Here is a 26,950-nt window from a genome sequence, read left to right on the forward strand (position 1 = left end):
TTCTACTCAGCAATCTCGAATAAAACTAACCGGAAAGCGGTGGGAATTGTCGAGGGGGTAAATGAGCGTCGCGAGCGCTGTGCGCCGCCTTGATTACATAGTCCGCGGCGATATGAATTGCGAGAAAAATCAGCGGCTTGTAGCACATGATAGCGGTTTGCATAAAAGTGTTTGACAAGGCATCTGATTTCGGTAGAATGCGCACCTCTCAACGGGGGCGGTTAGCTCAGTTGGTAGAGCAATGCCCTTACAAGGCATGGGTCACAAGTTCGAGTCTTGTACCGCCCACCACTTCGTTACTGAACAACGAAGGTAGATTGAGAGTTTTGCGGACCGGTAGTTCAGTCGGTTAGAATGCCGGCCTGTCACGCCGGAGGTCGCGGGTTCGAGTCCCGTCCGGTCCGCCACGAATTTCCCTTCAAAAGCCCCGCTCATGCGGGGCTTTTGCTTTTCCGGTCCCCCCGATTTTCCTCTTTTCTTCATTTTGGCGGCTAAACTTTCCCTCGTTACACAGAATTGTCATCATCGGCCATTAATCTGGGATCACTGGAGTAGATTTTTGGAAAGGAATCCTTTAGTTTCTGAGATGTCACATGACCACTGGCTGCAAGAAGTGCAACCGGTGAACTTTAACCAAGGAGCATCATCATGCAAGACTATATCGAAGACCTGCTGGATGTCATTTATGACGAAGGCGACGATGAGATAACAGAGGATTACTCTGATATCTGATGCGAGTGAAGCAGCCTGGTGCTGCGCGCTCGCCTGTTTACCTCCCCCCTTGTATCTCCCGCTGATTTTCTCCCATCTGATTTTTCATCTATAAGCGAAGCCAATAACTGCCGAGCGGTTCACAGCAAAAACCTGACCTGCGCACCATAATTCCGTCGTTCAAGTCGCAAATTCTGCGGAATATGGCTCCGCCTGACTTGCCCAACCGCGCGGATTTAATATCTGACTTATACTGGTAAACATCCACAGCTCCCCTTACAGCCCAGGCTGGATCGATTTTATGCAAACCCAATCCTCGGAACAGTTGGAAGCGGTATTCCTGTTCGACGGCGATCATATTACTCGTGAAATGCTTTATTCGGAGTTTGAAGCGATTCTCGATGGCTTTATCCCGGTGCCCGATTACGCAGGCCGACTGGCCAAGGCTGTGTATGTGCGGATTAATTCCCGCCTGTGTATTACCGCTGCCGTATTCTTTGTACTTGAGTTTGACGCGAAGGGAATGATTGACCGCCGCTGGAATGTGCCTTTGCAGCAGTTGGCGGAGGCGGCATCGCGCGGCCCGGATCTGGGCGCTGGTACCATTCGCCTGGCCTGTTTCAGTCAGTGTCCTATTGAATGGCAACGCAAGAATTTGTGGGACCCGCAGATGCAGCCGGGTTGTAACAGTTTCGTGTTAATGCGCAAGGCAGTTAAAGGCAATCGCCTGGGCCTGATCTTTAAAACCGCTGCTGCCGACAAGGCTGCTGCTGTCGAGGCGGAGCAGCGCGCACAGGAGCAACGGCGCGAGCAGAAAATCCAGGAAAAAATTCAGCAAAAACTGCATCAACAATACTCCAAGGAATTGCGCGACCGGCTTGCCCACGTCATCAAAGAGCAGCGTTTGCGTATTGCCACCCTCGAAAACCAGCAAAAGCTCAAGATCCAGGGCATCCAGCAAGAACACCAAAAGCGTTTGCATTCTTATCAGCAGGAGTTGTTGGAGGTACAAAAAAACCGACAGGAATTGGATGAGCGCAATCGTAGCCTCAAAGAAGATCTGGATGTGCAACTGCAAAAGCTTGACGGTGTGCGCGAATATTTCAGTCACAAACTGAAAGCGGCGCAGATGGATGAAAACAGCCAGATTCAGGCGATGCAGGAGAATTTTGCGCTGGAGTTGGAAGCCCGGCTTAAAACAGTCTCCGCAGAACTGCAGGAAAAACTGGACATGCGTGAGGTAGAGCTGTTCTACCGCCACGAGCAAGAGAAAAATCTGCGTGATGAGATTGCCCATCTGCGGCGCGAAAATCAGGCGCTGCTGAACAACGGCAGTGATCAACTACTCGCCCGGCTGGCCCGCGCGGGCATCAACTTTGTGGCCTTTCACCCGGGGGCCGGCAATATCGCCATACCTCTGGATGACATGAGCCGTTACCTCGATAATCCCCAAGCTTACGTTGCCGCCAAATGTGGTGTAACGGAAACACTTTATGCCGCCTGGCTTGCCCATTACCAGACACCCCGCTGTACCGGCGTTGACCATCGCGGACAGAGTTGTAACAAACCACTCGCGCGCGTGGCTACGCCCTCGGAGTTCCATGAAGGTGAACATGATCGCTGTGATCAACACCAGGTGTTGCCGCATCAATTGGTTGCTGAACGACGTTGAGCTAACGATTGATGATTGATGCGGTAAAAGCAGGTGTGGACCTCGATGTATTGCACCAGCGCGCGCTGGATGTGCCTATGCAGAAGGTAGCGTGGCCGGCACTCAACCAGAATGGCCTTGAGTTGATTGTGCGGCGCGATGACCTGATCGATCCGCACCAGAGTGGCAACAAGTTTTACAAGTTGTTCTACAACCTGTGTGCGGCTAACGAACGGGGCGTCAATCAGTTACTCAGTTTTGGGGGAGCCTATTCCAATCACCTTTACGCGCTGGCCGCGGCAGGCCATGCAGCCGGTATACGCACTGTCGGTGTCGTGCGTGGAGAGCGCCCCACCCAGTTAAGCCCGACCTTGCGGGATGCTGAAGCCTGGGATATGCAATTGTGTTTTGTTCCGCGTGCTGAATATCGTTCTGACAACGATGAGCTGTTGGACCGATTGCGCGAGCGCTATGGCGACTTCTTGTTGGTGCCGGAGGGCGGAGCCAATCTCAATGGCGCGCGCGGCGCAGCGGTAATGGGTTGGGCGATTACTCAACAGCTCGGCGATGCGTTTGATGTCGTCTGCGTGCCTTGCGGCACAGGCAGTACCCTGGCGGGCTTGGCCAGCGCATTACCGAATGATAAGACTGCCATAGGTTTTTCGGTGTTAAAGGGCGATGGCACATTAGGGCGTGAGATCAATCACCTTTATCGGTGCTGCTTATCTCCGAGCGCTGACGCTACATCGGGTGGACGTTGGCGCTTGATCAGCGGCTATCACACTGGCGGCTATGCCAGGAAGTTGCCGTCGAGGGTGAATGATTTCTGGCGCGACTTTGAAGCTGAAACCGGCATACTGCTAGATCCCGTCTATAGTTTGAAGATGTTTTGGGGTATTGCCTGTTTGGCTGCACAGGATTATTGGGCACCGGAGACACGCCTCGTGGTGGTGCATACCGGTGGCCTGCAAGGTCGGCGCGGCTTTCAAAGCCAGCTGGTGTAATCTCGTGTTTTTTACAAATCTGAATACTTCAGGTAAAAATGAAATTCAGGCCATAAGCCGTCGGCGATTATCCGGATGTTAAAAAAGCCAGTCAGCAATAAGACTGGAAGTGAGAGGCAAGGTCGTATCATGCACGCACATAAAAACACTATACCCGCCCGCATCGAATTCGATTTGAATTTGACTCGCACACTGGTGCCGCTTAAAGACATGAGTGAGAGCCATTTGCTCGCTTTGCTAAATGACGCCGCCGTGGATGTCGCGTTTGCCGGCCAGACCTTGTTTTCCAACGGCCAATACGACAATCAGCATATTTATCTTCTGCACGGCGATGTAGCGCTGGTGGCAGAAGACGGCAGCAAGACGCTCATCAAAGGGCGCTCCTCACTCATGCCCATTGCGCACCACCAACCCCGTTTATGTACCGCCGTGGCGGAAACCGATTGCAATCTGTTGCGCATTGACAGTGAGCGGTTGGATAAGCTGCTGACCTGGAGTGAAGTTGCCGACTATCTCCAATTGATTATTTCCCGCCAGCGTGATCTGGATGAAGACGTGGATTGGATGATGACGGTATTGAAATCCAACCTGTTCTTCAAAGTTCCTCCGCACAGCGTTGAACATATTTTCGCGCGCCTGATCCCACAGGTGGTGTATTCCGGTGATGTGATTCTTCGTCAGGGTGAAGTGGGCGATCAATGCTACTTTATCAAGGAAGGCGACGCTGAAGTGACACGTAACATCGATGGCAAATGGCAACACATTGCCGACATCAGTGTGGGGCGCTGCTTCGGGGAGGACGCATTGGTTAACGAAACCGTGCGCAATGCGTCGGTCACCATGCGCAGTGATGGTGTATTGATGCGTCTCGACAAACAGGATTTTTATCGGTTGTTGAAAGAACCGGTAGTGGCGACCTTGGAACTTAACCAATTTGAAGCAGCGATTGCCGAGGGTGCTGTGGCAGTCGATGTGCGCAGTGAAGAAGAATACAGCGAGAAACATTTAATTCGCGCCGTAAATATCCCTTTGCGTGTGTTAAGCATCAAGTCGCGTTTGTTATCCCAGGATAAGCTGTATATTTTTTATTGTGACACTGGGCGGCGCAGTCGCGCGGCGGCGCACTTGTTGGTACAACAGGGATACAAGGCGTTGGCGCTGGCAGATTGCGCGCAATTGTTCGGCCAATCCCGTTGGGAATCGCTGTTGGACGATCATCACAATTATGTGTTGCGGGATGGTGTCTCAGTCCAGGGCCAGTGATCGGGCACCACAAAGCCGCGACATTTTTCTTGCCAGATTCCGTCGTTTTTTTCCATGGCCGCAATCAACTGCGGCCGATGCAGATCGCCTACCCAATGTCTCAAATAGTCCCGCAGGTTATCCCGCGACAGCAGCGCATGGATGTCATCGGTTTGCGCGGCGGACAACCACTGGTGACGCGGCAACACCATCCAATAATCCAGTGCCTTAACTTCATCCAAAAAATATCGTAAATACCACCACAAGCCCCGCTGATGGTGCATGTGAGCATTGTGTGGTTTCGGCATGGCCTGATGGGCTGGATAGAATAAATAACCTTGCAGGCATAACGCACTGCGCCAGTTACTGCCGGGTGGTGCGAGTGTGGTCAGCGTGTTCTGGCTCGCTGTATTGAAGCGCAAGGGCAGCTGGTGGTTTAGCAGGCGCGCCAGTTTAATATCGAGGCGATCGTTGCAGTTGGGGCCAATCCACTGCGCCCACTCACTCGTGGAATGTACGTTCGTCGGCATACCCAAATAAAATTTAACCGCCGTCTCGATATGCCAGACGGCATCATCAGCTTGCACAATAAAATCGAACGCACCCAGGGTTTGGCCTTGATCGGTAATCTGTAAATTGTGCGCCAGCAAGTGGTAATGCGGATGCTGTTGCCAATAAAACCGCCAGAGGGTTTCGTAATAGATGCCGAGGCGCGTGCTTTTCAGTTGTGCGAGTTCGGTGAGTAAAGCCTGAGGGTTTTGGTCGAGGTCGACTAACCACGCCATATCCATCATGGCGTCGGTCGGCCAGATGGCAATGTGTGGGTCGGGCAGGTCAGCCAATAGCGGTGCGCTGGAACAACACCAGGCGAGATCTCGAATAACCTGGTGTTGAAAACGCATCACATAATCTCCGATGACTTTTACAGATACCGGAGATTATGTGAGCAACGTTCCCGTGATACAACGGCTAGCCATTAACATCTATATGACAACACCGGATTATTGCCGCACGGCAGAGCCGTTATTGGAACAGCCGCGAAACCACATACCGTAGCGCGGGTTGCCGATAATATTCAGGTTTCTGACGGTGATATTGTCGCGTCGGTCACAATGGATCGGCACCACCAGTTCACCACCATTGGCGTTGATCTGGTGTCCGTGGAAGTCCAGGATTTGATTTGCGCGCGGGCGGATGGCATAGACATTACCGCCGTCCGGCCCGCTGTCACCGGCGTTGCGGATGTTGACGGTACCGCTGCCCATGTTATTGATGGCAGCATTAACTGCGTCAAAGTAGCGGCTGCCCTGGTAGACGGTATTAATTGTGTGACATATTGCCTGCTGATTTGTCTGACAATTTGCAGCTCTGTGATCGGAGCCGCATTTGTGTTCAGATCCTCAGGGCGGGAACCACCGCTTTTTTCAATCGTCACAACCGACGAAGCCGCTATAATGGCCGCCTTGTAAGAACACCTGAAAATGGATACCCCATGACACACTTCTCGACCGTAGGACTCATCGGCCACCTCAATAGTGAACGCGCTATCTATTCCATCAAACGGTTGATCCGCTTTTTGCAGCAGCGTGGCAAACGGTTTGTGCTGGAATCCGAGACGGCGGCCCTGATTACCGATGTGCATTTGGTCGAAGGTGCACAGCAGATTGTCGGCATCGACGAGCTCGGCCAAACCTGCGATCTGGTGATCGTGGTGGGTGGCGACGGTAGCCTGTTGCGCAGCGGGCGGGCATTGGCGAAATACAATGTGCCTTTGCTGGGGGTGAATCGCGGTCGTCTGGGATTCCTTACTGATATCACGCCGGAAGATATCGAAACCCGCGTGGAAGAAGTCATGAACGGTAAATATGTGGTGGATAATCGCTTCCTGCTGGATATGACGGTTATGCGCCAGGGGGCGGCCATTGGCAGTGGCGATGCGCTTAATGACGTGGTACTGCACCCCGGTCAGTTTATTCACATGCTTGAATTCGAGCTGTATATCGACGGTTATTTTGTTACCAGCCAGCGCTCGGACGGCATGATCGTCTCGACCCCTACAGGTTCTACCGCTTATGCCCTGAGCGGCGGTGGACCCATCATGCACCCCAAACTGGATGCGATTGTCCTGGTGCCCATGAACCCCCATACCCTGAGCAGTCGGCCCATGGTGATCGCCGGGGATAGCGAGATCAAGATTATTGTCGGCGAACACAATACTGCCGTGCCCATGGTCACTTGTGATGGTCAGACGCATGTCGAGATCGGCGCGTCCGATGAAATCCATATCCGTAAGAAACCCCACACACTGAAACTGATTCATCCGCTGAACCACAATTTCTATGAACGCTGTCGCTCCAAGTTAGGCTGGGGTGGCCATTTGCTGAACCATTGATTTATGTCGAGTGATACCGCCACAGACAGATTACCGCCCGTGTCAGGTTATGACCTGATCGGCGATGTGCACGGTTGTGCCGTCACCTTGGGGCGTTTGCTGGAGCGGATGGGGTATCACAAAGTCGGCGGCGTCTACCAACACGATAAACGTCGGGCTATCTTTGTCGGCGACATCGTGGACCGCGGACCGCGCATTCGCGAAGCCCTGCATCTGGTGTACGACATGGTGGAGCAGGGTAAGGCGCAAATGGTTATCGGCAACCACGAGTTCAATGCCATCACTTACTGTACGCCGGGGCGGTCCGGTAGTGGCCGCGATTACCTGCGACCCCATGTGCCGCGCAACACACGCCAGATAGCAGAAACCCTGGAGCAGTTCGCGAACTACCCGCAGGAATGGAGCGCCTTCATTGACTGGTTCAAGACATTGCCGCTGTTTCTTGAGATTGATGGGGGTGCAGATTTCAGCCGTTTTCGCGTGGTCCATGCCTGCTGGGATGAGGCCCTGATTGCTGCTCATCAAGAACGGTATGGCAGTGGTCACTTTGATGTGGACTTTATCCATGCGTCCGCCGAGCCCGGTACGCTGGCGTCATACACCAAGCAACGGCTCACCGGCGGCGTCGATCTCCCCTTACCGCCCGGCGTGAAAATTGTGTCCAACGACGGTTACGAACGCAGCGCGTTTCGCACCAAATTTTGGGTGTCCCGGCCGAAGACTTATGGGGAATTACTGTTTCAGCCTGATCCCTTGCCAGAGGATATTGCTGTGGCACCTATCAGTCAGGAGCATCGCCAGCAGATGGTCAATTACGGCGCAGATCAGCCGCCGCTGTTTGTGGGGCACTACTGGCTCAAGGGAAAACCGCAACCCATTGCGCCCAACGTGGCCTGCCTGGATTACAGTGCGGTGAAATACGGGCGTTTGGTGGCCTATCGAATGGACGGCGAAGCCCATCTGCGTGCGCACAAATATGTGTGGGAATATGTGGACCCCTGATGGAATCTTGCGTCGACTCACGCGCCACTAACAACACTGACCTTGGTATCAAAACTGAATGTTGAACTGGATTGCTGTAAGACATTTGCCGCTGGATCAGGATCTAAGCGAACTGACCCGTTTCCTGGAACATCGCGGCCTCCCTTTTCGTGTAAGCGAAGAGGATGGGCAGCAAGTTGTCGCCGTGCAGGACCCGCAGCTTGTCGAACCTCTGGGGCAACTGGTGGATGGTTTCCTGCGCGGTGAAGTTCAGTTGCCAGCGGAAGATTCCGCTATGGAACAAACAGAGCCGCAACCCCGAGGTATTCCTTTCTGGATGACGCCGATTACGCTGGTGTTAATTTTGCTCAGCGGTGTCGGTGCCTTGTTAATCTATACCGAAACCGGTCAGGTCTGGGCGATGTGGTTTTTGTTGCTCGATGTTGCGCCGGATTTACGCAGCTTTATGTCGTTGAATGAAACCCTTGCTGGCGGTCAGGTCTGGCGGTTGGTCACTCCGGCGTTTTTACACTTCGGGTTGTTTCATTTTTTGTTTAACAGTTTGTGGATGTGGGATTTCGGCCGCCGGTTGGAACTGGGATTGGGTAAAGGCTGGTACGTATTATTCTTTGTGATTACGGCTATTGCCGCCAATCTCACTCAATATTTTTGGGAAGCTTCGCCCTGGTTTGGCGGCATGTCCGGTGTGGTTTATGCGCTATTGGGCTTTTTATGGATTCGCCAGCAACTTGCACCGCATCCGCTGTTTGCGGTGCCGGCCAGTATTATTGGCTTTATGCTGTTTTGGCTGGTGCTGTGTATGACCGGCATTGTCGATCAATTTATTGACGGTAGTGTGGCCAATGCCGCGCATCTCGGCGGGCTGATTGCCGGTATGATTCTGGGCGCTGTGTCGGGCATCCTGGCGCGCGGCAAGCGCACAGATTCAATCACCCTGTAATTTTTTGCACGATTCGTAAATTTCTTTGGAATGCCTTATGGATGTACAACAACTTCTCTCCAGTTTAACGCCGGATATTTATCGCGGTTTGAAGCGCGCCGTTGAGTTGGGCAAGTGGCCCGATGGCAATCGATTGTCAGCAGAACAACGTCAGCTTTGCATGCAGGCCATGATTGCCTACGAGCAGAAACATTTACCGCCGGAGCAACACACCGGATATATCGAGCCGGAACCGCATACCCATTGCGGTACGGATGATCATGACCACGATCATCCGGATGAACCCAAGCCGCTGAAATGGCTGTAAGAGTTTTTATCCACCTTATTTTTGCAAGCTGCTAATCAGGAATTTTCTATGAATGCCAGCCAACAACCCCAAGCGATTCACCTGAAAGATTATCGCGTACCCGATTACGTTATCGATAAAACCGAACTGCATGTTGATCTGTATGAAGAACATGCCACGGTGACCAGCAGCTTGCATCTGCGTCGCAACTCTGCCGCTGGCAACGGCGTCGCGCAGTTGGTATTGGACGGCTGCGAGATGGAATTGCGTTCCATCAGCATAGATGGTCGCGCTTTATCGGAGGATGAGTATCAGGTGGATGAAGAACACCTGACCTTGTTCAACCCGCCGGCAGAATTTGTATTGCAAACTCAAACCGACATAAAACCGCACGTGAATACATCGCTGGAAGGTTTGTACAAATCGCGCACCATGTTCTGTACCCAATGCGAAGCGGAGGGCTTTCGCAAGATTACCTATTACCTCGACCGACCGGATGTGATGAGTGAATTTACTACCACCATCGTTGCCGATAAAACACGCTACCCGGTATTACTTTCCAACGGTAATTTAATTGAACAGGGCGAAGCGGAAAGTGACCGTCACTTTGCGACCTGGCACGATCCGTTTAAAAAGCCCTGTTATTTATTTGCACTGGTGGCAGGTGATCTTGAACACATCGAAGACCGTTTTACCACGGCGTCTGGTCGTGAAGTGACTTTAAAGATTTTTGTGGAAGCCAAGGATCTCGATAAGTGTGACCACGCCATGACCTCACTGAAAAATGCCATGCGTTGGGATGAAGACGTATATGGCCGCGAATACGATCTCGATATCTTTATGATCGTTGCGGTAGACGATTTCAATATGGGCGCCATGGAAAACAAAGGCCTGAATATCTTTAATACTTCCTGTGTACTGGCCAAACCGGAAACCACCACTGACGCCGGTTTTCAGCGTGTGGAGGGTGTGGTCGCTCACGAATATTTCCACAACTGGTCGGGCAATCGGGTTACCTGCCGTGACTGGTTTCAGTTGAGCTTGAAAGAAGGCTTTACCGTTTACCGAGATGCAGAATTTTCAGCAGATATGGGATCGCGCACGGTTAAACGAGTGGAAGACGTCAGCTTGCTGCGCACCGCCCAATTTGCCGAGGATGCCGGACCTATGGCGCACCCGATCCGGCCGGAATCCTACATTGAAATTTCCAATTTCTATACGCTGACCATCTACGAGAAAGGTGCGGAAGTGATTCGCATGCTGGCCAATTTATTGGGGCCAGAAGATTTCCGCAAAGGCACCGATTTGTATTTCGACCGCCATGATGGTCAAGCCGTTACTACCGAAGATTTTGTCGCCGCTTTGGCCGATGCATCAGGGCGCGACCTGACGCAATTCAAACGTTGGTACTCACAAGCGGGCACCCCGCGTTTACAGGTGACTGATAGCTACGATGAAGATGCGCGCGAGTACACCTTGCACATCAAACAAAGCTGTCCACCGACCCCGGAATGCCAAAACAAACTACCATTCCATATTCCGGTCGCCATGGGCTTGCTAGGCAGTGGCGGTAATCTGCCCTTAAAAATCAAAGGCCAGGTGCCGGATTTTGAAACCGCAGATAACACGCACACCGTGCTGGAATTAACCGACGCAGAACACACCTTTGTTTTTGAAGGTGTCAATGAAAAACCGGTGCCGTCACTGTTGCGCGGTTTTTCTGCACCGGTGAAATTACACTACGATTATTCCCGCGAAGCGCTGATGTTATTAATGAGCCGCGACGACGACGGCTTTTGCCGCTGGGACGCCAGCCAGCAATTGGCCCTGCAAGTGATCGGCGATGTTATACAAGCCTGGCAACGCAAAGATGATATCGCTTCAATGGCGATTGATGCCCGTCTGATCGACGCCTACCGCAGCCTCTTGCAAGACACAAGTCTCGATCAGGCCATGGTCGCCTATATGTTGTCGCTACCCTCGGAAGCCTACCTCAGCGAGCTGGCAGATGTGATCGATGTAGAAGCCATCCACTACGGCAGAATACGCGTGCGCCGCGCCATCGCCGAATCACTGCGTGAAGAATTTGCCAGCATCTACCAGCGCTACGACAACCAACAAGCCTACGCCGCCACCGCAGAGGCGATTGCCGCGCGCAGTTTAAAAAATGTCGCGCTGGCCTATCTGATGCTCCTGGAAGACGACCAATGGATTCACGCCTGTGAACAACAATATCGTCAGGCAAACAACATGACCGACCGTATGGATGCGCTCGCGCAACTGGTCAACAGCCGTTCGCAAACCGCGCAAGCGCTCGCTACATCAGCCCTGGAAGATTTTTACCAACGTTGGCAAGACGAATCCCTGGTGGTCAATCAATGGATCAGCGTGCAGGCAAGCTGTTCGTTGCCCAATACCTTGGCCAAGGTCAAACTACTACAACAACACCCGGCTTACGATGAAAAAAATCCCAATAAAATCCGCGCGCTTGTTTCAACTTTTTGTAACGCCAACGCGATTAACTTCCACGCGTTGCAGGATGGCAAGGCAGAGGGTTATCGCTTCCTCGCCGATGAAGTCGTTCGCTTGAACACCCAGAATCCACAGATCGCTTCTCGTTTACTGGTGCCCTTAACGAAGTGGAAAAAATACAGTCCACAACGCCAGACATTGATGAAGGCTGAATTGGAAAGAATCCTTGCTGAACCTAAATTATCGAAGGATGTATATGAGGTTGTAAGTAAAAGTCTTGCTTGATGAATAGAGAAATTATCAAGGTCTTCTCGTTTCAAACGGAAAGTTTATGAAAACTTGATGTTGGCACAATACGAGTTTGGCGTTAGGGCCTATGTTTCGAAACCCTCAAGTCAGGGACGACTTGAGGGAGCTACAGGGATGTATTCATGCGTTTTCGAAACATAGGCCCTAATGACAAACGCACTACGAAGTGCATTCATTCATACCCGTAATACCTCTCCACATATATCTCCCCAGTTCTTGGCACAAAAGTTGAAACACAACACACTAAACCTACCCATTTAAGGGCAGGGAGGTGATGTTGTTGATACCGCCTTTGTTTTCTAAATTTTTTGCGCCCCGGTGTGGGGCATTTCGACCAAGTTGAATTGTTGGTTTGCACGGTAAATGTGCAATTGAGGGAAAGTGATGGGACGTTTGCTTGGGCACTGGGTAAGTGCGGTCAATATTCAATTATTGTGCGGCGTGATGCTCGCATTTATTGCCATCCCCATTTTCGCGTTACTAGCTGATTATCATCAGATCTGGTTGATTATTCCCTTGGTGGCTACCGCCATATTGTTGATCGGACTGGTCAGTAGTTACCACACCGGCGTTGAACAAATGCGTGCCTGTTTATTGGCAATTCGCCAGACGCAGCCGATGGACTCGGGTGTTCATCTTTCCAAATCTTTTGCGACCCTGATTGAAGACACGCGCGAAACCTTCAAACATTTCCAGCGGCGCAATGCCGAGTTTCGCGATGCGGTGAAGGAAATGGGTTATTCATCGTCAGAACTGGCAGGTAATGCCAACGACGTATCGAGCAGTGCGGCGTTTCAATCCAAGGCAACGACATCCAGTGCGGCAGCAATTACGGAGATCAGCCACAGTATTGATGATGTCGGTCAGCGTATTGTGTCGGCGCGCGAGGCGGCAACGGCGGCGTGTGAGTTGAGTGAAAGCGGTTCTCAGGCGTTGGTCTCAGCCAGTGATGAAGTCAAGCAGGTTGCCGCGCTTGCGCAGGAAACGGAAACACGTATTACGGCGTTGGAAGAATTGATGGTTAAGGTCACAGCCATGTCGCGCATCATTGGTGAGATTTCCGAGCAGACGAATTTGTTAGCATTGAATGCGGCGATTGAAGCGGCGCGCGCGGGTGAGCACGGGCGCGGGTTTGCCGTGGTGGCGGACGAGGTACGTGCCTTGGCGCAGCGCAGCCAGGGTTCGGCGGCAGACATTGCCACCAACATTCTGCAAGTACAAACCACCATGCAACAAGTGCGCGGCAGTATGGGTTCAGTGGTGGAAAAAACCGGTAAAAGTATGATGGAGGTTGGTCGTGCTGAAACAGCATTAGGCTCAATTAACCTGCGCACGCGCGACGTATTCAGTTTGATTGATGATATTGCGGTAGCGGCACAACAACAGAGTCAGGCCGCGCATGAGATTTCACGTCACATTGAAACTGTGGCGAACCTGGCCAATGAGAACAGTGGGCGTGCAATACAGGCTGCTGAAATTGCCGAGCACCTGCATCGACTGACACGGTTAACGGAGTAGATCATGGTTGATTTATTGTCGCTGCTATTTATCCTTTTGCCGCTGACCTTTATTGTATTTGTATTTTATTGTCTGCATCGTCGACGGGTTGTAATCGGGCGGCTGGTGGATCAAGGGTTAAACTACGTGCGGGTGATGCGCATTCTGTTGACTCACATCCAGCAACATCGTGGTTTGACTACGGGTTTCCTCAATGGCAATCATGAAGCCAAGGCAGATATCCAGGCATTACAGAATAAAATTCGCAAGGAAGTTGTCGAGGTCAGCAACCTGGGTGCGTGGGTACAGACAAACGAAAAATGGAAAAGCATCCTCGATCACTGGTCGCGTCTGAGCAGTCATTATGCGTCTGGCGAAGCGATGAATAATCTCAAACAGCACAATCAATTGATTGCCAATTTATTGTATTTCATCGAAGACATTGCGGATGCCCATCATCTGGACAGCAAGGCGCCTGCGGCGTCTGCACACCAGTGGCGGTCGCTGTTATTTATTGCGGAGTCGATTGGTCAGGCGCGCGCGCTGGGTACGGGTGTGGTAGCAAAAGGCGAGTGCAGCAGTGTGTTGCGAATTCAACTGAATCATTTACGCAATAAAATTGCTTCTCATACCGGAGAGCACCTTTCACCGCAGACCTGTGCCGAGATTGAGCAGTTGCTTCGCTGCATAGAAAAGGATGTGGTAATAGACCAGCCCACCATCAGCCCTAAAGAGTATTTTCAGTTAGCAACCCGCTCATTGGAGCGGGTTATGGAACAGTTTGATCAATATATCGAAGGACTGCGTTATCAGGGTCGTTAAGCAATCCCTGGCTTCGTCGTTCCCGCTATGATTTGTACAGCGGCGCCAAACTATCCTGTTGCTTCTGGCGGTGATGTTTCTGACGGCGGTAATTGTTAATCTCCTGAACTAATTCACTGCTGTCCCAATCGCTACCGGCATCGCCGCGATACAGAATTTCATCCAGTTTTTTCAGTTGTGCACGCAATGCGTCATTGTTTGATCGCTCCGCAATAGCCTGCAAGCTTTGCAGTTGCGGATCTTGCCAGTGAGCTTGGGCCCAATGAATTATTGCCGTGCGGGTAGCAGGATAATCCTTGTTGGCAGCGGCGCGTTTGAGTTCATTCCAGGCGGCTGTTTCGTTGGCGTGATCCTGGGTTTTCTCCGCAATATAGAATGAATGAATCGCACGCAACTCACGGCGCGCCTGCCAGTAGAGCCACGCAAACAGTAAAGTGGTAAAACCCAGAACCAATGCAGTAACAATCAGCCAGACCGGCGCAACATTGACCACACGAATATCCGGCGTGGTGCTTTCCATATCGGTATTGATCGGTGTGGTTTCAGGAGGATTTTCCACAGGGGGCACGGGTAATGGGTCCGGTGTTATGTTGCCCAACGCGTCTTCCACCTGAACCGTTTTCGCTGGCAGGGTAGCGGTTTTCATCTCCTGGCTTTCGGTATCCCACCAGTTCACACGCATCGCCGGCAATGTAAATTTACCGCTGCGATTGGGAATAATCGCGAGGGTTTCGATACGCGAACCTTTTACACCTTTGTTGCTGGTTTGATCATCGTTCTGCGGTTGATCGGGGTAAAAGGTTAATCCGTCAACGGCGGGTAATGACAACGGCGTTAGCTGGCCGGCAGTCAACCCATCGGCGGTAATCGTGATGGTGCGGGTAACCGGTTCGCCCACTTTCAAGCGCTCAGTGCCGGTGCTCCAGTGTTCAGTTAATTGCAGATCTTTAGCGGGTAACCAATCCTGGCCGCTGAATTGTGCCGGCGCAACATTCACATTCACGCGTTGTTCTTCCGTGCGTAATCGCAACAGATTATTGCGGCGGTTGCCAAACGGATCGCTCCAGGGATCGCGTTGCCCGCTGCGCACCGACACATTGTAGGTCAGGCTGGGAATAATCAACTCACCGCTATGCTGTGGAAAAATACTGTACACCCGTTCCACCACAATATGCTGACGACCGTTGATATTGGTCTGGTATTGATTCTCACCGAGATCAACGACCAGGGCATCCGGTAATTCCAGCGGTGTCATTTCGGCACCGTTTAAATTCACCGAGGTATACAGGCGAATCGTGAACAGGATCTGTTCCTGCACGTACACACTGTCTTTACTCACTTTCACATCAACAAAGACGTCGCTGCTGGCGTTTTGTGGTGCACGATTCTGGGATTCCACTGTAATGGGGATCGCATCACTACTTGCACCTTCAATCGTAAACGAAGGGATTTCCAGGGTGCCGACGCGCTTGGGGGCGAGCGCAATGCGCCAGTCGGTAAAGGATTCCATATCACCGTTGATAACGCGCATCTGGTTGCTTTGTTGAGTATTGAGAATATCGAAATCTTTTTGCAGTAACGTCAAATCCGGTGAATCACTGGTTTGTGCATAGAAGCGCAGAGTGAGCGTCAGGGTTTCCTGCAAACTGATAGTGTCGCGATCCACACTGGCCGACAAGGTATCGGCGCGAGCGCCGGCGCTGAACGCCAACAGAATAAACAATCCGCCCAAAAAACTGCGCATCATCTGTGGGGAAAAAAATAATCGGCTCATACCTTGACTCTCATTTATCGGTGTAACGCTCTGCGTGTTCTGTTAAGACAATTGCCCGCTACCAGCGATCATTTTCCTGCTCAGTGGGTGTCTGCCACATATTGCGATGCCGCTCATCACGCTTTTGTTGATATTGATAACGGAATTTGTTGCGCAGCAAACCGCCCGGATCATCAGGAACGCGTCGCAACCACTGTTCCATCGCTTGCTTCTCTTCATCGCTCAAGCCTTCTTCCAAAGCTGCGCGCATTTCTTCCAACTCTTCTTCGCTGGGTGTTGAACTTTGTTGGGCGGCTTGCTCTTCCTGCTGCTCGGCTTGCTCGCTGGACTGCTCGCCACTGTCGCCCGCCGCCGAGCTTTGAGCAGCGCTGCTTTGTTGTCCGTTTTGTTGTTCGCTATCTTGTTGGTCCTGTTGCTGCTGATCCTGCTCTTGTTCGGACTCACTGTCCTGTTGCTGGTCGCTTTGATTCTGCTGTTGGTCCTGCTGGTTTTTCTGTTCGTTGTTTTGCTCGGACGAATTCTGTTGTTGATCCTGCTTTTGTTCGCTGTCCTGATCTTCCTGATTCTCGCCGTCCTGATTTTGTTGGTCTTGTTGTTCTTTTTGTTGCTCCTGCTGTTGCTTCAACGCTTCCACCAGTGCGCGATTACTCGCGGCATCTGCCAGGTCGGGATTGCGTTTCAAGGCTTCATCATAAGCTTTGAGCGCTTCATCCAACTTACCGGATTTGGCCAGGGCATTGCCGCGATTGTAATGTGCCTGGGCAGTATCGCTCTGTGCAAAATTTTTGGCGGCGGCTTCGTAATCGCCAGCGCGATATTGGGCACTGCCTTTCCATTCGGGCGATTCAAATTCCTCCGCCGCGCTGGCGGCGTCACCTTGTTCAAGCGCGCGCTGGCCCTGTTGATCCTGGGTGAGCCAAAGATCGCGCCACTCAAACGCCTGGCTGTTCGGCGTATACAGTGACAGCGCAGGGACCAATAACAGCACCGGCAATACACCGCGACGGAAACAGAAAAACACAACCGGCAGTAATAAAAAAACTAACCAGTGACCATTGTCATGCCAGGTATCAAACTCACGATCCACAGCGCGACTTTCGTCGACTAACGGCGAGGGCAGGGCGAGCAAGGTTTCGATATCCCGTTTGTCGTTGGTCAGGTCGCTGTAACGTCCGCCGGTTTGCTGCGCGAGTGAACGCAACTCACTGCTATTCAATTGTGTGGTGACAATGGCACGGCTGCTGTCGCGTACAAAACCGCCATTGCTGCCGGGAATCGGCGCGGGAGCATCGCTACCGACGCCGAGGATGGATAAGCGCACATTATTGTCGAGCTGCTGTTTGATCGCGGACTGGGCATCGCTCACCACACCGTCGGTAATCAACAATACATCGCCGCGTTGTAAACCCGCGTCCTGCAATAGCCGCAACGCAAGTGTAATGGCAGATTCCGTATTGCTGCCGGGCAGGGGCATGATGTTGGGATGCAACGACGTCAACAAACTGTTGATGGTGGCGGTGTCGTCAGTGAGCGGTGTCACCACATGGGATTCGCCAGCGTAAACAATCAACGCGGTCAGTCCATCTTTACGCTCACGCAGGATATCGGCGATCTTCAGGCGCGCGCGAATCAGGCGCGAGGGTTTGATATCTTCCGTCAACATCGACGGTGAAAGATCAAGGATTAACACCAGTGCGTTTTCATTTTTTTGCACGGGCATGGGCCGTTTTTCCCACGCCGGGCCAGCCAAGGCCAGAGTGGCAATAATCCAGGCCGCGATAATTGCCCAGATATGCCAGCGCTGCGCGCGCGTGGTTTCGCCATCAATCAAAAACGGCAAGAGTTCCGGTGCGATAACCTGCTGCCATTGATGCGCGCCGCGCTTTTGTCGCCACAAGGCAATGCCCAATAAAATTGCGGGAACCAGCGCTAACAACCACAGCGGGCGCAGCCAGTGAAATTGCGTGAGGATCATCTCCCAGGTGTTCATCGGGAAACCTCCCCACGTGTTGTTGATGTGCCATCCTGTGCATAGAACGGTGTGGCGCGTTGTTGCCACCAATTCGCCAGGGCCCACAATAAACTCAACACAAACGCCACAGCTAACGGCCAGTAAAATAATGCCTGCACCGGGCGAAAGGTTTCTTCATCGAATTCGATAGGTTCCAGCAAATCCAGTTGATGATGGATATTGCTTAATTCTTCGAGATTGCGCGCGCGGAAGTATTGTCCGCCGGTTTGGTCGGCGATTTCGCGCATGGTGTCTTCATCAAGATCTTGCGACGGATTGACGCGGCGCGCGCCGAATAATCCGGGCACAATCATTTCTTCGGCACCGAAACCGATGGTGTAAATCTTGATATTTTCTTTCAGCGCTAACGCGGCGGCACGCTGCGGTGTCAGCTCGCCGGAATTGCTGGCGCCGTCGGTCAATAACACCAACACACGGCTTGCATCCGGACGTGCGCGCAAACGTTTTACTGCCAGACCAATAGCATCACCGATGGCGGTTTTCTCGCCGGCAAAACCGATCTGGGTTTCCTGTAACAGTTGATTGACGGTGTTGCGATCGTAGGTGAGCGGTGCTTGCAAATACGCCTGACTACCGAACAGGATCAAACCCAGGCGGTCACTTTTGCGCCGCTCCACAAAATCACCGACGACAATTTTAATGGCTTGCAGGCGATTGATGTTTTTACCCAGGTAGGTCATGTCTTCAATTTGCATACTGCCGGAAATATCCACGGCCATCAGCAGGTCGCGCCCGCTGCCGGGCAGACTCACCGGCTCGCCAACCCACTGCGGATTGCTCGCGGCGAGCAGACTGCACAACCAGATTAACCACAACAACAGGATCTTCAGCGGGCCTTTGCGTGTATGCAAACCGGTGGCATCTTGCAAGGCGGCGGCACTGCGATAAAAAGGTACGCGTAACGCCGCTTCCTGACGCTGCTGCGCCGGCAGCAAGCGGGCAAATAGCGGCAAAGGCAGCAACAGTAATAACCAGGGCCATTGCAACTCAAGCATTGCGGGTCTCCTTGTTATTCACGGGGTGTTTATCAGCAGGTTGGTTGTCAACGGGGGCTTCTGGTTGCGCGCGTGTCGGCAATAAGGTTTTTGCAGCGGTTTTTCTGACCGGTGTTTTCTGCCATTGGTTGCGATGTTTTTGCAGCCATAAACTCACCAGTTGTTGCAAGGCATCGATATCCGCTTGTGGGTTGGCTTCATAAGGACCGGTTAATAACGCGCGGCCAGCACCGCTGCTGAAACCGCCGCGGGCTTCCGGGCATTGATCATCAAGCCAGCGCAGCCAGTCTTCACCTTTGAGGTTTGCCTGATAGCTATTGCCACAACCGCTTAACGCCGCGCGGCGCAAAATAATACTGAGTTGCTGTAAATACGTGGCGACTTGTTGATCCTGATTTACGGCCCCTGCTTTTACAGAGAGCGTGGCGCGCTGCAATTCGGCGAGCGCAGCGGCGCGGTAGCGGTTGTGTTGCCGGTGACGGCGAAACATCAGGAACGCGGTCAGTGCGACGAGCACCAGCAGGATTAACAACACCCACCAGCCCCAGGCTAAAGGCCAAAGGCCAACGGCGTCGGGCAAGTGAATATCTTTCAGTTGAGCAAGTGGGTCCATGTTTTCCATCGTGTCTAAAACCTAGCGGCGGCGCGGGCTATTTTTGCCGAAGCGCTCGCGCAGCAAATGTTGGATGTCGTCATTGGTGGCATAAGACAGCAGGGACAGATTCAGGCGCTGACAACGGCGGGTTAAGTCCTGCAGATGTTGTTGGTAATGTTCATGGTAAGCCTGCTGGAAGCGCCGTTCGTTAGCTGGAATACGGCAGCGGGATTGGCCATCGCTAATCGTTAAAACGGAATTGCTGGCCAGTTGCCGTTCGAGCGGATCAAACACATGCACCAGGGTGACATCAGCATGCCGCGCCAGCTCAAACAATTGTTGCTCGCACGCTGCATCAAAGTCGTGGAAATCACTGACGATAAATAGTGCGCACCCTGGTTTGGCGATGCGGCGAGTATCCGCAAGGATATCCACCAGTTTCACGCTATCAGCGGGCGGGACCGGGGATTGCAGGCGGTGGTTGTAATCCTGCAATTGATGCAACAACTCCAGCATGGCGTGCTTGCTGCGACGCGGGCGGATATCCCGTTGCGTGTGATCGCCAAATACCAGACCGCCGACGCGGTCGCTGTTGCCTAGCGCAGCCCACCCGAGTAGCGCACAGATGTGCGCGCACAGCACGGATTTAAAACAGCGCTGGCTGCCGAAGAACATGGTGGCGCGTTGGTCGGCCACCATAAACACCGGGCGCTCACGCTCTTCGCGAAAAATTTTGGTATGCGGCACCTGAGTGCGCGCGGTGACGCGCCAGTCGATGGTGCGAATATCATCGCCGGGCTGATACAAGCGCACTTCTTCAAAGTCGATGCCGCGCCCGCGAAAGCGGGTGCGTTCTCCGCCGGTCAGCAGGCTGCGCACCGGCCGTTTGGCGAAGAGTTTCAGATCCTGTGCGGCAAACCGCAGGCGCAGCAGTTGCGCGAGATCACTGTAGGCTCCGGCGGGGTTGAGGTTGTCCAATAACGCGTTGCTCATGGGTTACGCCAGGGGAACAACGGCAATTAACTGATCAATCGCCTGGTCACTGTTAACACCAGTGGCTTCGGCTTCGAAGGTGAGAATCAAACGATGACGCAGACAATCGTGAATGACCGCCTGTACATCATCGGGGCTGACAAAATCCTTACCTTGCAGCCAGGCATAAGCACGGGCGCAGCGATCCAGGGCGATAGTGGCACGCGGGCTGGCGCCATATTCGATCAGGTTGGCCAGGTCTTCGTTGTATTGTGCGGGACGGCGGGTGGCGTTAATCAACTGGACAATATATTCCTCAACCGTCGGCGCCATGTGCATAGCAAGGATTTCCTTACGCGCCAGCTCCAGGGTTGCCTGGCTGACGGTCGCCGGTACTTCCGGTGCAATAGCTGCTGCTTCATTGCGTGCCAGTTGCAGGATGCGGCGTTCCGCGTCCACGCTGGGGTAATCCACCATCACATGCAGCAGGAAACGGTCGAGCTGGGCTTCCGGCAATGGATAGGTGCCTTCCTGTTCAATCGGGTTCTGGGTGGCCATCACCATAAACAGGGGCGGCAGCGGATACGTCCGGCTACCCACGCTCACCTGGCGCTCGGCCATGGCTTCCAGCAGCGCAGACTGTACCTTGGCCGGGGCGCGGTTGATCTCATCAGCCAGGACCAGGTTATGAAAAATCGGGCCAGACTGGAATTCAAAGGTGCCGTGCTCCGGGCGGTAGATATCCGTGCCGGTCACGTCAGAGGGTAATAAGTCGGGCGTAAATTGAATGCGGTGAAAGTCACCTTCAATCGCCTGGGCCAGGGTTTTGATGGCTTTGGTCTTGGCCAGACCGGGAGCGCCTTCCACCAGCAGGTGGCCATCGGCCAGTAGTGCAATCAACAGTCGTTGGTTCAGGTGTTCCTGGCCGATGATCTGATTGTTGAGCCAGGTGTAGAGCGTTTGGATCTGCTGATAAGCCTGCATGGATAGGGGTCACCTTTTACTGTGGTTTGTTACTTGAATAGGGATGTAATAAAAATTCCGGTGTTGTTTATTATTCACCTTCGAGCGGCGCTTTGGTTAACAGCCTGTCGGCTGACCGTCGGTCGATTCATGCGACGCTGGATAGACCTGTCATAGTGATGGCAGTTCCCCGATTTTTCAACGGCTTCGCTGGCCCTGCTCAGTTAATCTTCAGCCCCGCTTAATTTTTCTTCAAATAGTTCAGCTAATCTTAAAGACAGGGCTGACATGTGTTAGCGCAAATGCGCGCACGCAAAATTTAACGGGATTTTTGCGGTCCCATAACCCGTGGTTATTTTTTGAACTCACCGGGAGGTGTCTGTGGACAGACGATTAACCAGTACGCAAGATTCCAGCACTTTTTTTCACGAGCTGCGCGAATACGCTGCGCAACAATTGTCACCGTCTGAAGAGCAAGCGCTCTTTGCCTTTGCTGAACAGTTCTTTGATCGCTATCCCCTGGAGGAACTCGCCGGCCGCCACCTCAGCGACATATTCGGTGCGGTGTTTCAGTATTGGCGGTTTTTGCAGCAGTATGATCGAAAGGCGCCGAAGATTCGTGCATTCAATCCCAATCTTGAAGAAGACGGTTGGGTTTGTCCGTATACCGTGTTGGTGGTCTTGCAGCGCGATATGCCATTCCTCGTCGACTCTATCCGCATTGAACTGAATCGTCGAAACATCGCCATCCACGCCATCAAAAGTACGGTTGTTGCCGTCGCGCGCGATGCGCACCATCAATTACAGAAACTCGCGCACCGCTCACTGGCCGAAGACGATGAGCTGGATAAAGAAGCCCTGATCGTGCTGGAGATCAGCCTGCGCACCGAAGAGCATACCTTGCACGATCTGGTGACCAGCATTGATTCCGTTCTGGCCGAAGTCGATGTGGTGGTGGCGGATTACCAACCCTTGGTCGAATGCGCACTGGATGCTGAGGAAAATCTCAACCTGGCGCGTCATGCTGTGGTGGCGGCGCAAGTAGAAGAGAGCCAGGCTTTTTTGCGCTGGATTGTGGATAACCATTTCACCTTCCTCGGCTACGCCGAATACGAGTTTGGCGAGGAGGATGGCGTTAAATTATTGCGTGAGCGTGTAGATAAACGCCTGGGTGTCTTCGGGCTCAAAGGCGGTGCGCCTAACGTCAGCGATGTGCACCATTTCAACAACGGCATGGCGCGCTTTCATTTAGCACCCCAGGTGCTGACCTTTTCCAAATCGTCCGTGCGTTCCCGTGTACATCGCCAGGCCTACTCGGATTACATTGTGGTGAAACGCTTCAACGCGGCCGGGGAAATTTGCGGCGAAGCGCGTTTTCTCGGATTGTATACCTCAGCGGTTTACACCATGAGTCCGCGCCAGATTCCCTTGATCGGTGCCAAGGTGGCGAAAGTCTTTGAACGCAGTGAACTGGACCCCGACAGCCACGACGGCAAAGCCTTGCAGCAGATCCTTGATAATTTTCCGCGCGATGAATTATTTCTCAGCACCAGCGCCGAGCTATATGAACTGGTCACCGGCGTTGCACGCATCAACGAGCGTTATATGGTACGCCTGTTTATGCGCAAGGATTTATTCGGCAAATTTGTTACCTGCCTGGTGTACGTGCCGCGCGATGTCTTTACCACGCGTTTGCGCTTGAAGATTCAGGCCTTGATCGGCGAGGCACTGGGCACACAGGAATGTGAGTTTACTACCTGGTTTTCCGAGTCCATCCTTGCGCGCGTGCACCTGGTGTTCAAGGTCGACCCGAATCAGCCATTGAATTACGACCAGCAGGAACTGCAAGCGCGCATCGTGGCCATTACCCGTTCCTGGGACGACGATTTACAGGATGCCTTGCTCGATGCCCATGGCGAAGAAAAAACCATGGAAATGCTGCAACAATACCGCGAAGCTTTTCCTTCCGCCTATCAGGAAACCTATGACTCGCGCACCGCCGTACACGACATTGACTCTATTGCCGAGCTGCGCGATGTTCGCGATATTGCCATGAGTTTTTACCAACCGGCAGGTGCGGAAGATCACGTTTTACGTTTCAAGATATTCCACTTGAATACGACCCTGGAATTGTCCGATGTGATTCCCATCCTGGAGCATATGGGGTTGCGGGTTATTACCGAGAATCCCTATGAAATTCGGCGCCGTGATGGTTCCAGCGTATGGCTGCATGACTTTACCTTGTCCCATAATTTGTCCGAAGCGGTTGATGTGCATGCGGTCAGGAAAAGTTTTCAGGAAGCCTTTGAAGCCATTTGGCACAAACGTACCGACAATGATGTGTTTAATCGCCTGATTTTGAGTGGGCGACTCAATTGGCGCGAGGTGATGTTGTTTCGCGCCTACGCCAGTTATATGCGCCAGACCCTGTTTAACTTTACCGAAAGTTATATTGCGAATACCTTGGTAAATCAGGTGGCCATTACGCGCAATTTAATTGCCTTGTTCAAGGCTAAATTTGATCCGCGCCTTAACGAGAGTCGCGATTCCAGTGAACGTATCGATCGTTTGCGCAGTAAAATCCTGGAGGAGTTGGACGGTGTTGCCAACCTGAATGAAGACCGCATTCTGCGTCGTTATCTGGCGATGATGGATGCCACACTGCGCACGAATTATTTTCAACGCGATGCACAGGGCGCTGAAAAAGCATACTTGTCCTTGAAGTTCAGTCCGCGCCAGGTACCCGATATTCCCGCACCGCGACCCTTGTATGAAATTTATGTCTTCTCACCGCGTATGGAGGGTGTGCACTTGCGCGGTGGCAAGGTTGCGCGCGGTGGTTTGCGCTGGTCAGATCGGCTGCCCGATTACCGCACGGAAGTTCTTGGCCTTGTGAAAGCACAGCAGGTAAAAAATGCCGTCATCGTGCCTAACGGTGCCAAGGGCGGATTTGTGTGCAAGCAAATGCCAGTGGGCGCGAGCCGTGACGATATTCAGCAGGAAGGCATCGCTTGTTACAAGATGTTTATTCGCGGTTTATTGGATATCACCGATAATTTGCGTGGTGGCGAAATAGTTAAACCCGTGAATGTGTTGTGCTTCGATCAGGATGATCCTTATTTAGTGGTTGCTGCGGACAAAGGCACCGCTACTTTTTCCGATATTGCCAACGGCATTTCCGCTGAGTATAACTTTTGGTTGGGCGATGCCTTTGCCTCCGGTGGCAGTCAGGGTTATGACCACAAAGCTATGGGCATTACCGCGCGCGGTGCCTGGATTTCGGTGCAACGGCACTTCAAGGAAAAAGATATCAATATTCAGGAGCAGGATTTTACGGTGATTGGTATCGGTGATATGGCGGGCGACGTGTTTGGTAATGGCATGTTGTTATCGCCGCACATCCGTTTAATTGCTGCGTTCAACCATCAGCATATCTTTATCGATCCACAACCGGATGCGAAGCGCAGCTTTCGCGAGCGAGAGCGATTATTTAAATTGCCGCGTTCCAGCTGGATGGATTATGACAAGAGTCATATCAGTAAAGGTGGCGGTGTTTTCCCGCGCGATTTGAAATCAATTGCAATCACACCCGAGATGAAAACAGCCTTGGCGATTGATCAAGAAAAGCTGACACCGGGTGAATTGATTCATACGCTGTTAAAGGCGCCCGTAGATTTGCTATGGAACGGCGGTATTGGCACTTACGTGAAATCCTCCGAGGAAAGTCATGCCGACGTGGGTGATAAGGCCAACGATAATGTGCGTGTTAACGGCAATGAATTGCGCTGCAAAGTATTTGGTGAAGGCGGCAACCTCGGTATGTCCCAGTTGGGGCGGGTAGAGTATTGCCTGAACGGTGGTGCCTGCAATACAGATTTTATTGATAACGCCGGCGGCGTGGATTGTTCGGATCACGAAGTCAATATCAAAATTTTACTGGATGATGTAGTTGCCAAAGGCGATCTCACGCAAAAACAACGCAACCAATTGCTGATGGATATGACGGAGAACGTGGCGCAGTTGGTCTTGCACAATAATTATCGACAAACCCAGGCGATCAGCATTGCCCAGGCCGATGCCCTCAAACGCGGGGCCGAATATCGTCGCTTTATGAGCAGGCTCCAGGCCGCAGGCCGACTTGATCGTGCGCTGGAATTTTTGCCCGACGATGACAGCCTGATAGAACGGCAATCTCACGGCAAAGGATTAACCCGGCCGGAGTTGGCGATTTTGATTTCTTATGCAAAAGCAACGCTGAAGGAGGATCTGGTGGAGACGGATATCGCCAGTGATCCTTATATTGCCGGTTTTATCGAAGGCGCTTTCCCACAGAAAATTGCCCGGGATTTTAAAGAGCCTTTGTATCGCCATCGCCTGCGGCGCGAAATTATTGCGACCCAGATTGCCAACGATATTGTTAACAATATGGGCATCAGCTTTGCGCAGCGCTTGATGGAGTCCACTGGCGCTGGTGTGGGCGAGCTCGCCGCTGCCTACATTACCGCGCGCAATATTTTTCAGTTGGATAGTTATTGGCGGGAACTGGAACAGCTTGATTACCACATACCGGCAGCGCTGCAAATTGAGTTGATGATCAAGATGATGCGCCGGGTGCGGCGGGCAACGCGCTGGTTTTTGCGCAATCGACGCGGTCATCTCGATCCCGGCAAAGAAGTGGAAATTTTCACCCGCGGTATGCAGGACATTACCAGCCATCTGCCGCAATTATTGCGCGGCCAACCGCTAGAGAATTGGCAAGCACGCTGCGCTTATTTGCAGGAGCAAGGCTTGCCGGAATCCTTGGCCAAACGTGCGGCCATGCCGGGTTATTTATTCTCCGGACTCAGCGTAGTGGATGCGGCGCAAACGAGCGGCACCGATCTGCTCGCGGTAGCCGACTTATACGCAACCCTGGGTGAATATCTGGAGTTGCCGTGGTTTGCTGAGCAATTATCGGAGGTCAAGGTAGAAAACTACTGGCAAGCCATGGCGCGCGAAAGTTTTATGGATGATCTCGAAACGCAATTGCGCACACTCGCAACACAATTGATTCCGGAAATCACCGGTGATGATTCTATCGATGCGGTTGTTTCCACCTGGGGTGAACAAAACGATGCACAGGTTAAACGCTGGACCGCGATGATCAATGAATTGCAAGCAGGCAGTCACACTGATTTTGCGGTTTTCTCTGTGGCATTGCGCGAATTGCGTGACTTGATTAAACAATGATTAGGTCGCAAAACGAACCCATGAGGGGTTCGAAACTAAAACCCTGGCGCCACTCGCATTAT

The 26,950-nt window shown here is 52.6% G+C and carries 19 protein-coding genes and 2 tRNA genes; 13 read left to right on the forward strand and 8 right to left on the reverse strand.

The window, feature by feature from the left end:
- Positions 1–215 precede the first annotated feature (215 nt).
- The 5 genes from CBR65_RS01675 (at position 216) to CBR65_RS01695 (ending at position 4,629) form a co-directional block, all read left to right on the forward strand.
- A tRNA-Val gene (locus CBR65_RS01675) sits at positions 216–291 on the forward strand.
- 39 nt (positions 292–330) lie between these two features.
- Positions 331–407: transfer RNA gene (locus CBR65_RS01680), tRNA-Asp, on the forward strand.
- A 605-nt stretch (positions 408–1,012) separates the two neighbouring features.
- On the forward strand, positions 1,013–2,383 hold the full coding sequence (locus CBR65_RS01685; RefSeq protein WP_087465254.1) for a hypothetical protein: 1,371 nt from the start codon (positions 1,013–1,015) through the stop codon (positions 2,381–2,383).
- A gap of 11 nt (positions 2,384–2,394) precedes the next feature.
- A complete protein-coding gene (locus CBR65_RS01690) occupies positions 2,395–3,366 on the forward strand; it encodes a 1-aminocyclopropane-1-carboxylate deaminase/D-cysteine desulfhydrase (RefSeq protein WP_087465255.1) in 972 nt (323 codons plus the stop codon).
- A 129-nt stretch (positions 3,367–3,495) separates the two neighbouring features.
- Entirely contained in the window at positions 3,496–4,629 is a 1,134-nt protein-coding gene (locus CBR65_RS01695) for a cyclic nucleotide-binding domain-containing protein (RefSeq protein WP_087465256.1), read from the forward strand.
- Here the strand turns inward: CBR65_RS01695 and CBR65_RS01700 are convergent.
- A complete protein-coding gene (locus CBR65_RS01700) occupies positions 4,590–5,510 on the reverse strand; it encodes a DUF1853 family protein (RefSeq protein ID WP_087465257.1) in 921 nt (306 codons plus the stop codon). The two genes, CBR65_RS01695 and CBR65_RS01700, sit on opposite strands and share 40 nt — an antisense overlap.
- Before the next feature lie 99 nt (positions 5,511–5,609).
- A complete protein-coding gene (locus CBR65_RS01705) occupies positions 5,610–5,873 on the reverse strand; it encodes a hypothetical protein (RefSeq protein WP_087465258.1) in 264 nt (87 codons plus the stop codon).
- Positions 5,874–6,100: 227 nt separating this feature from the next.
- On the opposite strand from CBR65_RS01705, the gene CBR65_RS01710 reads away from it, so the two are divergent.
- The 7 genes from CBR65_RS01710 (at position 6,101) to CBR65_RS01740 (ending at position 14,328) form a co-directional block, all read left to right on the forward strand.
- Positions 6,101–7,000 (forward strand): NAD(+) kinase, encoded by a 900-nt coding sequence (locus CBR65_RS01710; protein WP_087465259.1) that lies wholly within the window; start codon positions 6,101–6,103, stop codon positions 6,998–7,000.
- A gap of 3 nt (positions 7,001–7,003) precedes the next feature.
- The gene (locus CBR65_RS01715; RefSeq protein WP_087465260.1) at positions 7,004–8,002 is read left to right on the forward strand and encodes a metallophosphoesterase; all 999 of its coding nucleotides are present in this window, start codon (positions 7,004–7,006) and stop codon (positions 8,000–8,002) included.
- A 58-nt stretch (positions 8,003–8,060) separates the two neighbouring features.
- The gene (locus CBR65_RS01720; RefSeq protein WP_232461310.1) at positions 8,061–8,942 is read left to right on the forward strand and encodes a rhomboid family intramembrane serine protease; all 882 of its coding nucleotides are present in this window, start codon (positions 8,061–8,063) and stop codon (positions 8,940–8,942) included.
- Positions 8,943–8,979: 37 nt separating this feature from the next.
- Entirely contained in the window at positions 8,980–9,249 is a 270-nt protein-coding gene (locus CBR65_RS01725; RefSeq protein ID WP_087465261.1) for a YeaC family protein, read from the forward strand.
- A 48-nt stretch (positions 9,250–9,297) separates the two neighbouring features.
- The gene (gene pepN / locus CBR65_RS01730) at positions 9,298–11,985 is read left to right on the forward strand and encodes an aminopeptidase N (RefSeq protein ID WP_087465262.1); all 2,688 of its coding nucleotides are present in this window, start codon (positions 9,298–9,300) and stop codon (positions 11,983–11,985) included.
- 408 nt (positions 11,986–12,393) lie between these two features.
- A complete protein-coding gene (locus CBR65_RS01735) occupies positions 12,394–13,527 on the forward strand; it encodes a methyl-accepting chemotaxis protein (protein ID WP_087465263.1) in 1,134 nt (377 codons plus the stop codon).
- 3 nt (positions 13,528–13,530) lie between these two features.
- Positions 13,531–14,328: a nitrate- and nitrite sensing domain-containing protein gene (locus tag CBR65_RS01740; protein ID WP_087465264.1), complete on the forward strand. Its 798-nt coding sequence runs from the start codon at positions 13,531–13,533 to the stop codon at positions 14,326–14,328.
- Between the two features lie 25 nt (positions 14,329–14,353).
- On the opposite strand, the gene CBR65_RS01745 is transcribed toward CBR65_RS01740, so the two are convergent.
- Genes CBR65_RS01745 through CBR65_RS01770 form a run of 6 tightly spaced genes read right to left on the reverse strand, consistent with a single transcriptional unit; the run spans position 14,354 to position 21,680 of the window.
- Entirely contained in the window at positions 14,354–16,102 is a 1,749-nt protein-coding gene (locus CBR65_RS01745; protein WP_087465265.1) for a BatD family protein, read from the reverse strand.
- Positions 16,103–16,160: 58 nt separating this feature from the next.
- Entirely contained in the window at positions 16,161–18,092 is a 1,932-nt protein-coding gene (locus CBR65_RS01750; RefSeq protein WP_232461311.1) for a VWA domain-containing protein, read from the reverse strand.
- Positions 18,089–19,129, reverse strand: coding sequence for a VWA domain-containing protein (locus CBR65_RS01755; RefSeq protein ID WP_087465266.1), 1,041 nt, complete (start codon positions 19,127–19,129; stop codon positions 18,089–18,091). The genes CBR65_RS01750 and CBR65_RS01755 overlap by 4 nt, the downstream gene beginning before the upstream one ends.
- Positions 19,122–19,742 carry a DUF4381 domain-containing protein gene (locus tag CBR65_RS01760; RefSeq protein ID WP_157671944.1) on the reverse strand — a complete coding sequence of 207 codons (621 nt, stop codon included), beginning with the start codon at positions 19,740–19,742 and terminating at the stop codon, positions 19,122–19,124. The genes CBR65_RS01755 and CBR65_RS01760 overlap by 8 nt, the downstream gene beginning before the upstream one ends.
- A 21-nt stretch (positions 19,743–19,763) precedes the next feature.
- The gene (locus CBR65_RS01765; protein WP_087465268.1) at positions 19,764–20,717 is read right to left on the reverse strand and encodes a DUF58 domain-containing protein; all 954 of its coding nucleotides are present in this window, start codon (positions 20,715–20,717) and stop codon (positions 19,764–19,766) included.
- 3 nt (positions 20,718–20,720) lie between these two features.
- Positions 20,721–21,680, reverse strand: coding sequence for a MoxR family ATPase (locus tag CBR65_RS01770; protein WP_087465269.1), 960 nt, complete (start codon positions 21,678–21,680; stop codon positions 20,721–20,723).
- Positions 21,681–22,040: 360 nt separating this feature from the next.
- On the opposite strand from CBR65_RS01770, the gene CBR65_RS01775 reads away from it, so the two are divergent.
- Positions 22,041–26,888: an NAD-glutamate dehydrogenase gene (locus CBR65_RS01775; RefSeq protein WP_087465270.1), complete on the forward strand. Its 4,848-nt coding sequence runs from the start codon at positions 22,041–22,043 to the stop codon at positions 26,886–26,888.
- Positions 26,889–26,950 lie beyond the last annotated feature (62 nt).

Source organism: Cellvibrio sp. PSBB006 (genome assembly GCF_002162135.1).
Classification (GTDB): Bacteria; Pseudomonadota; Gammaproteobacteria; order Pseudomonadales; family Cellvibrionaceae; genus Cellvibrio.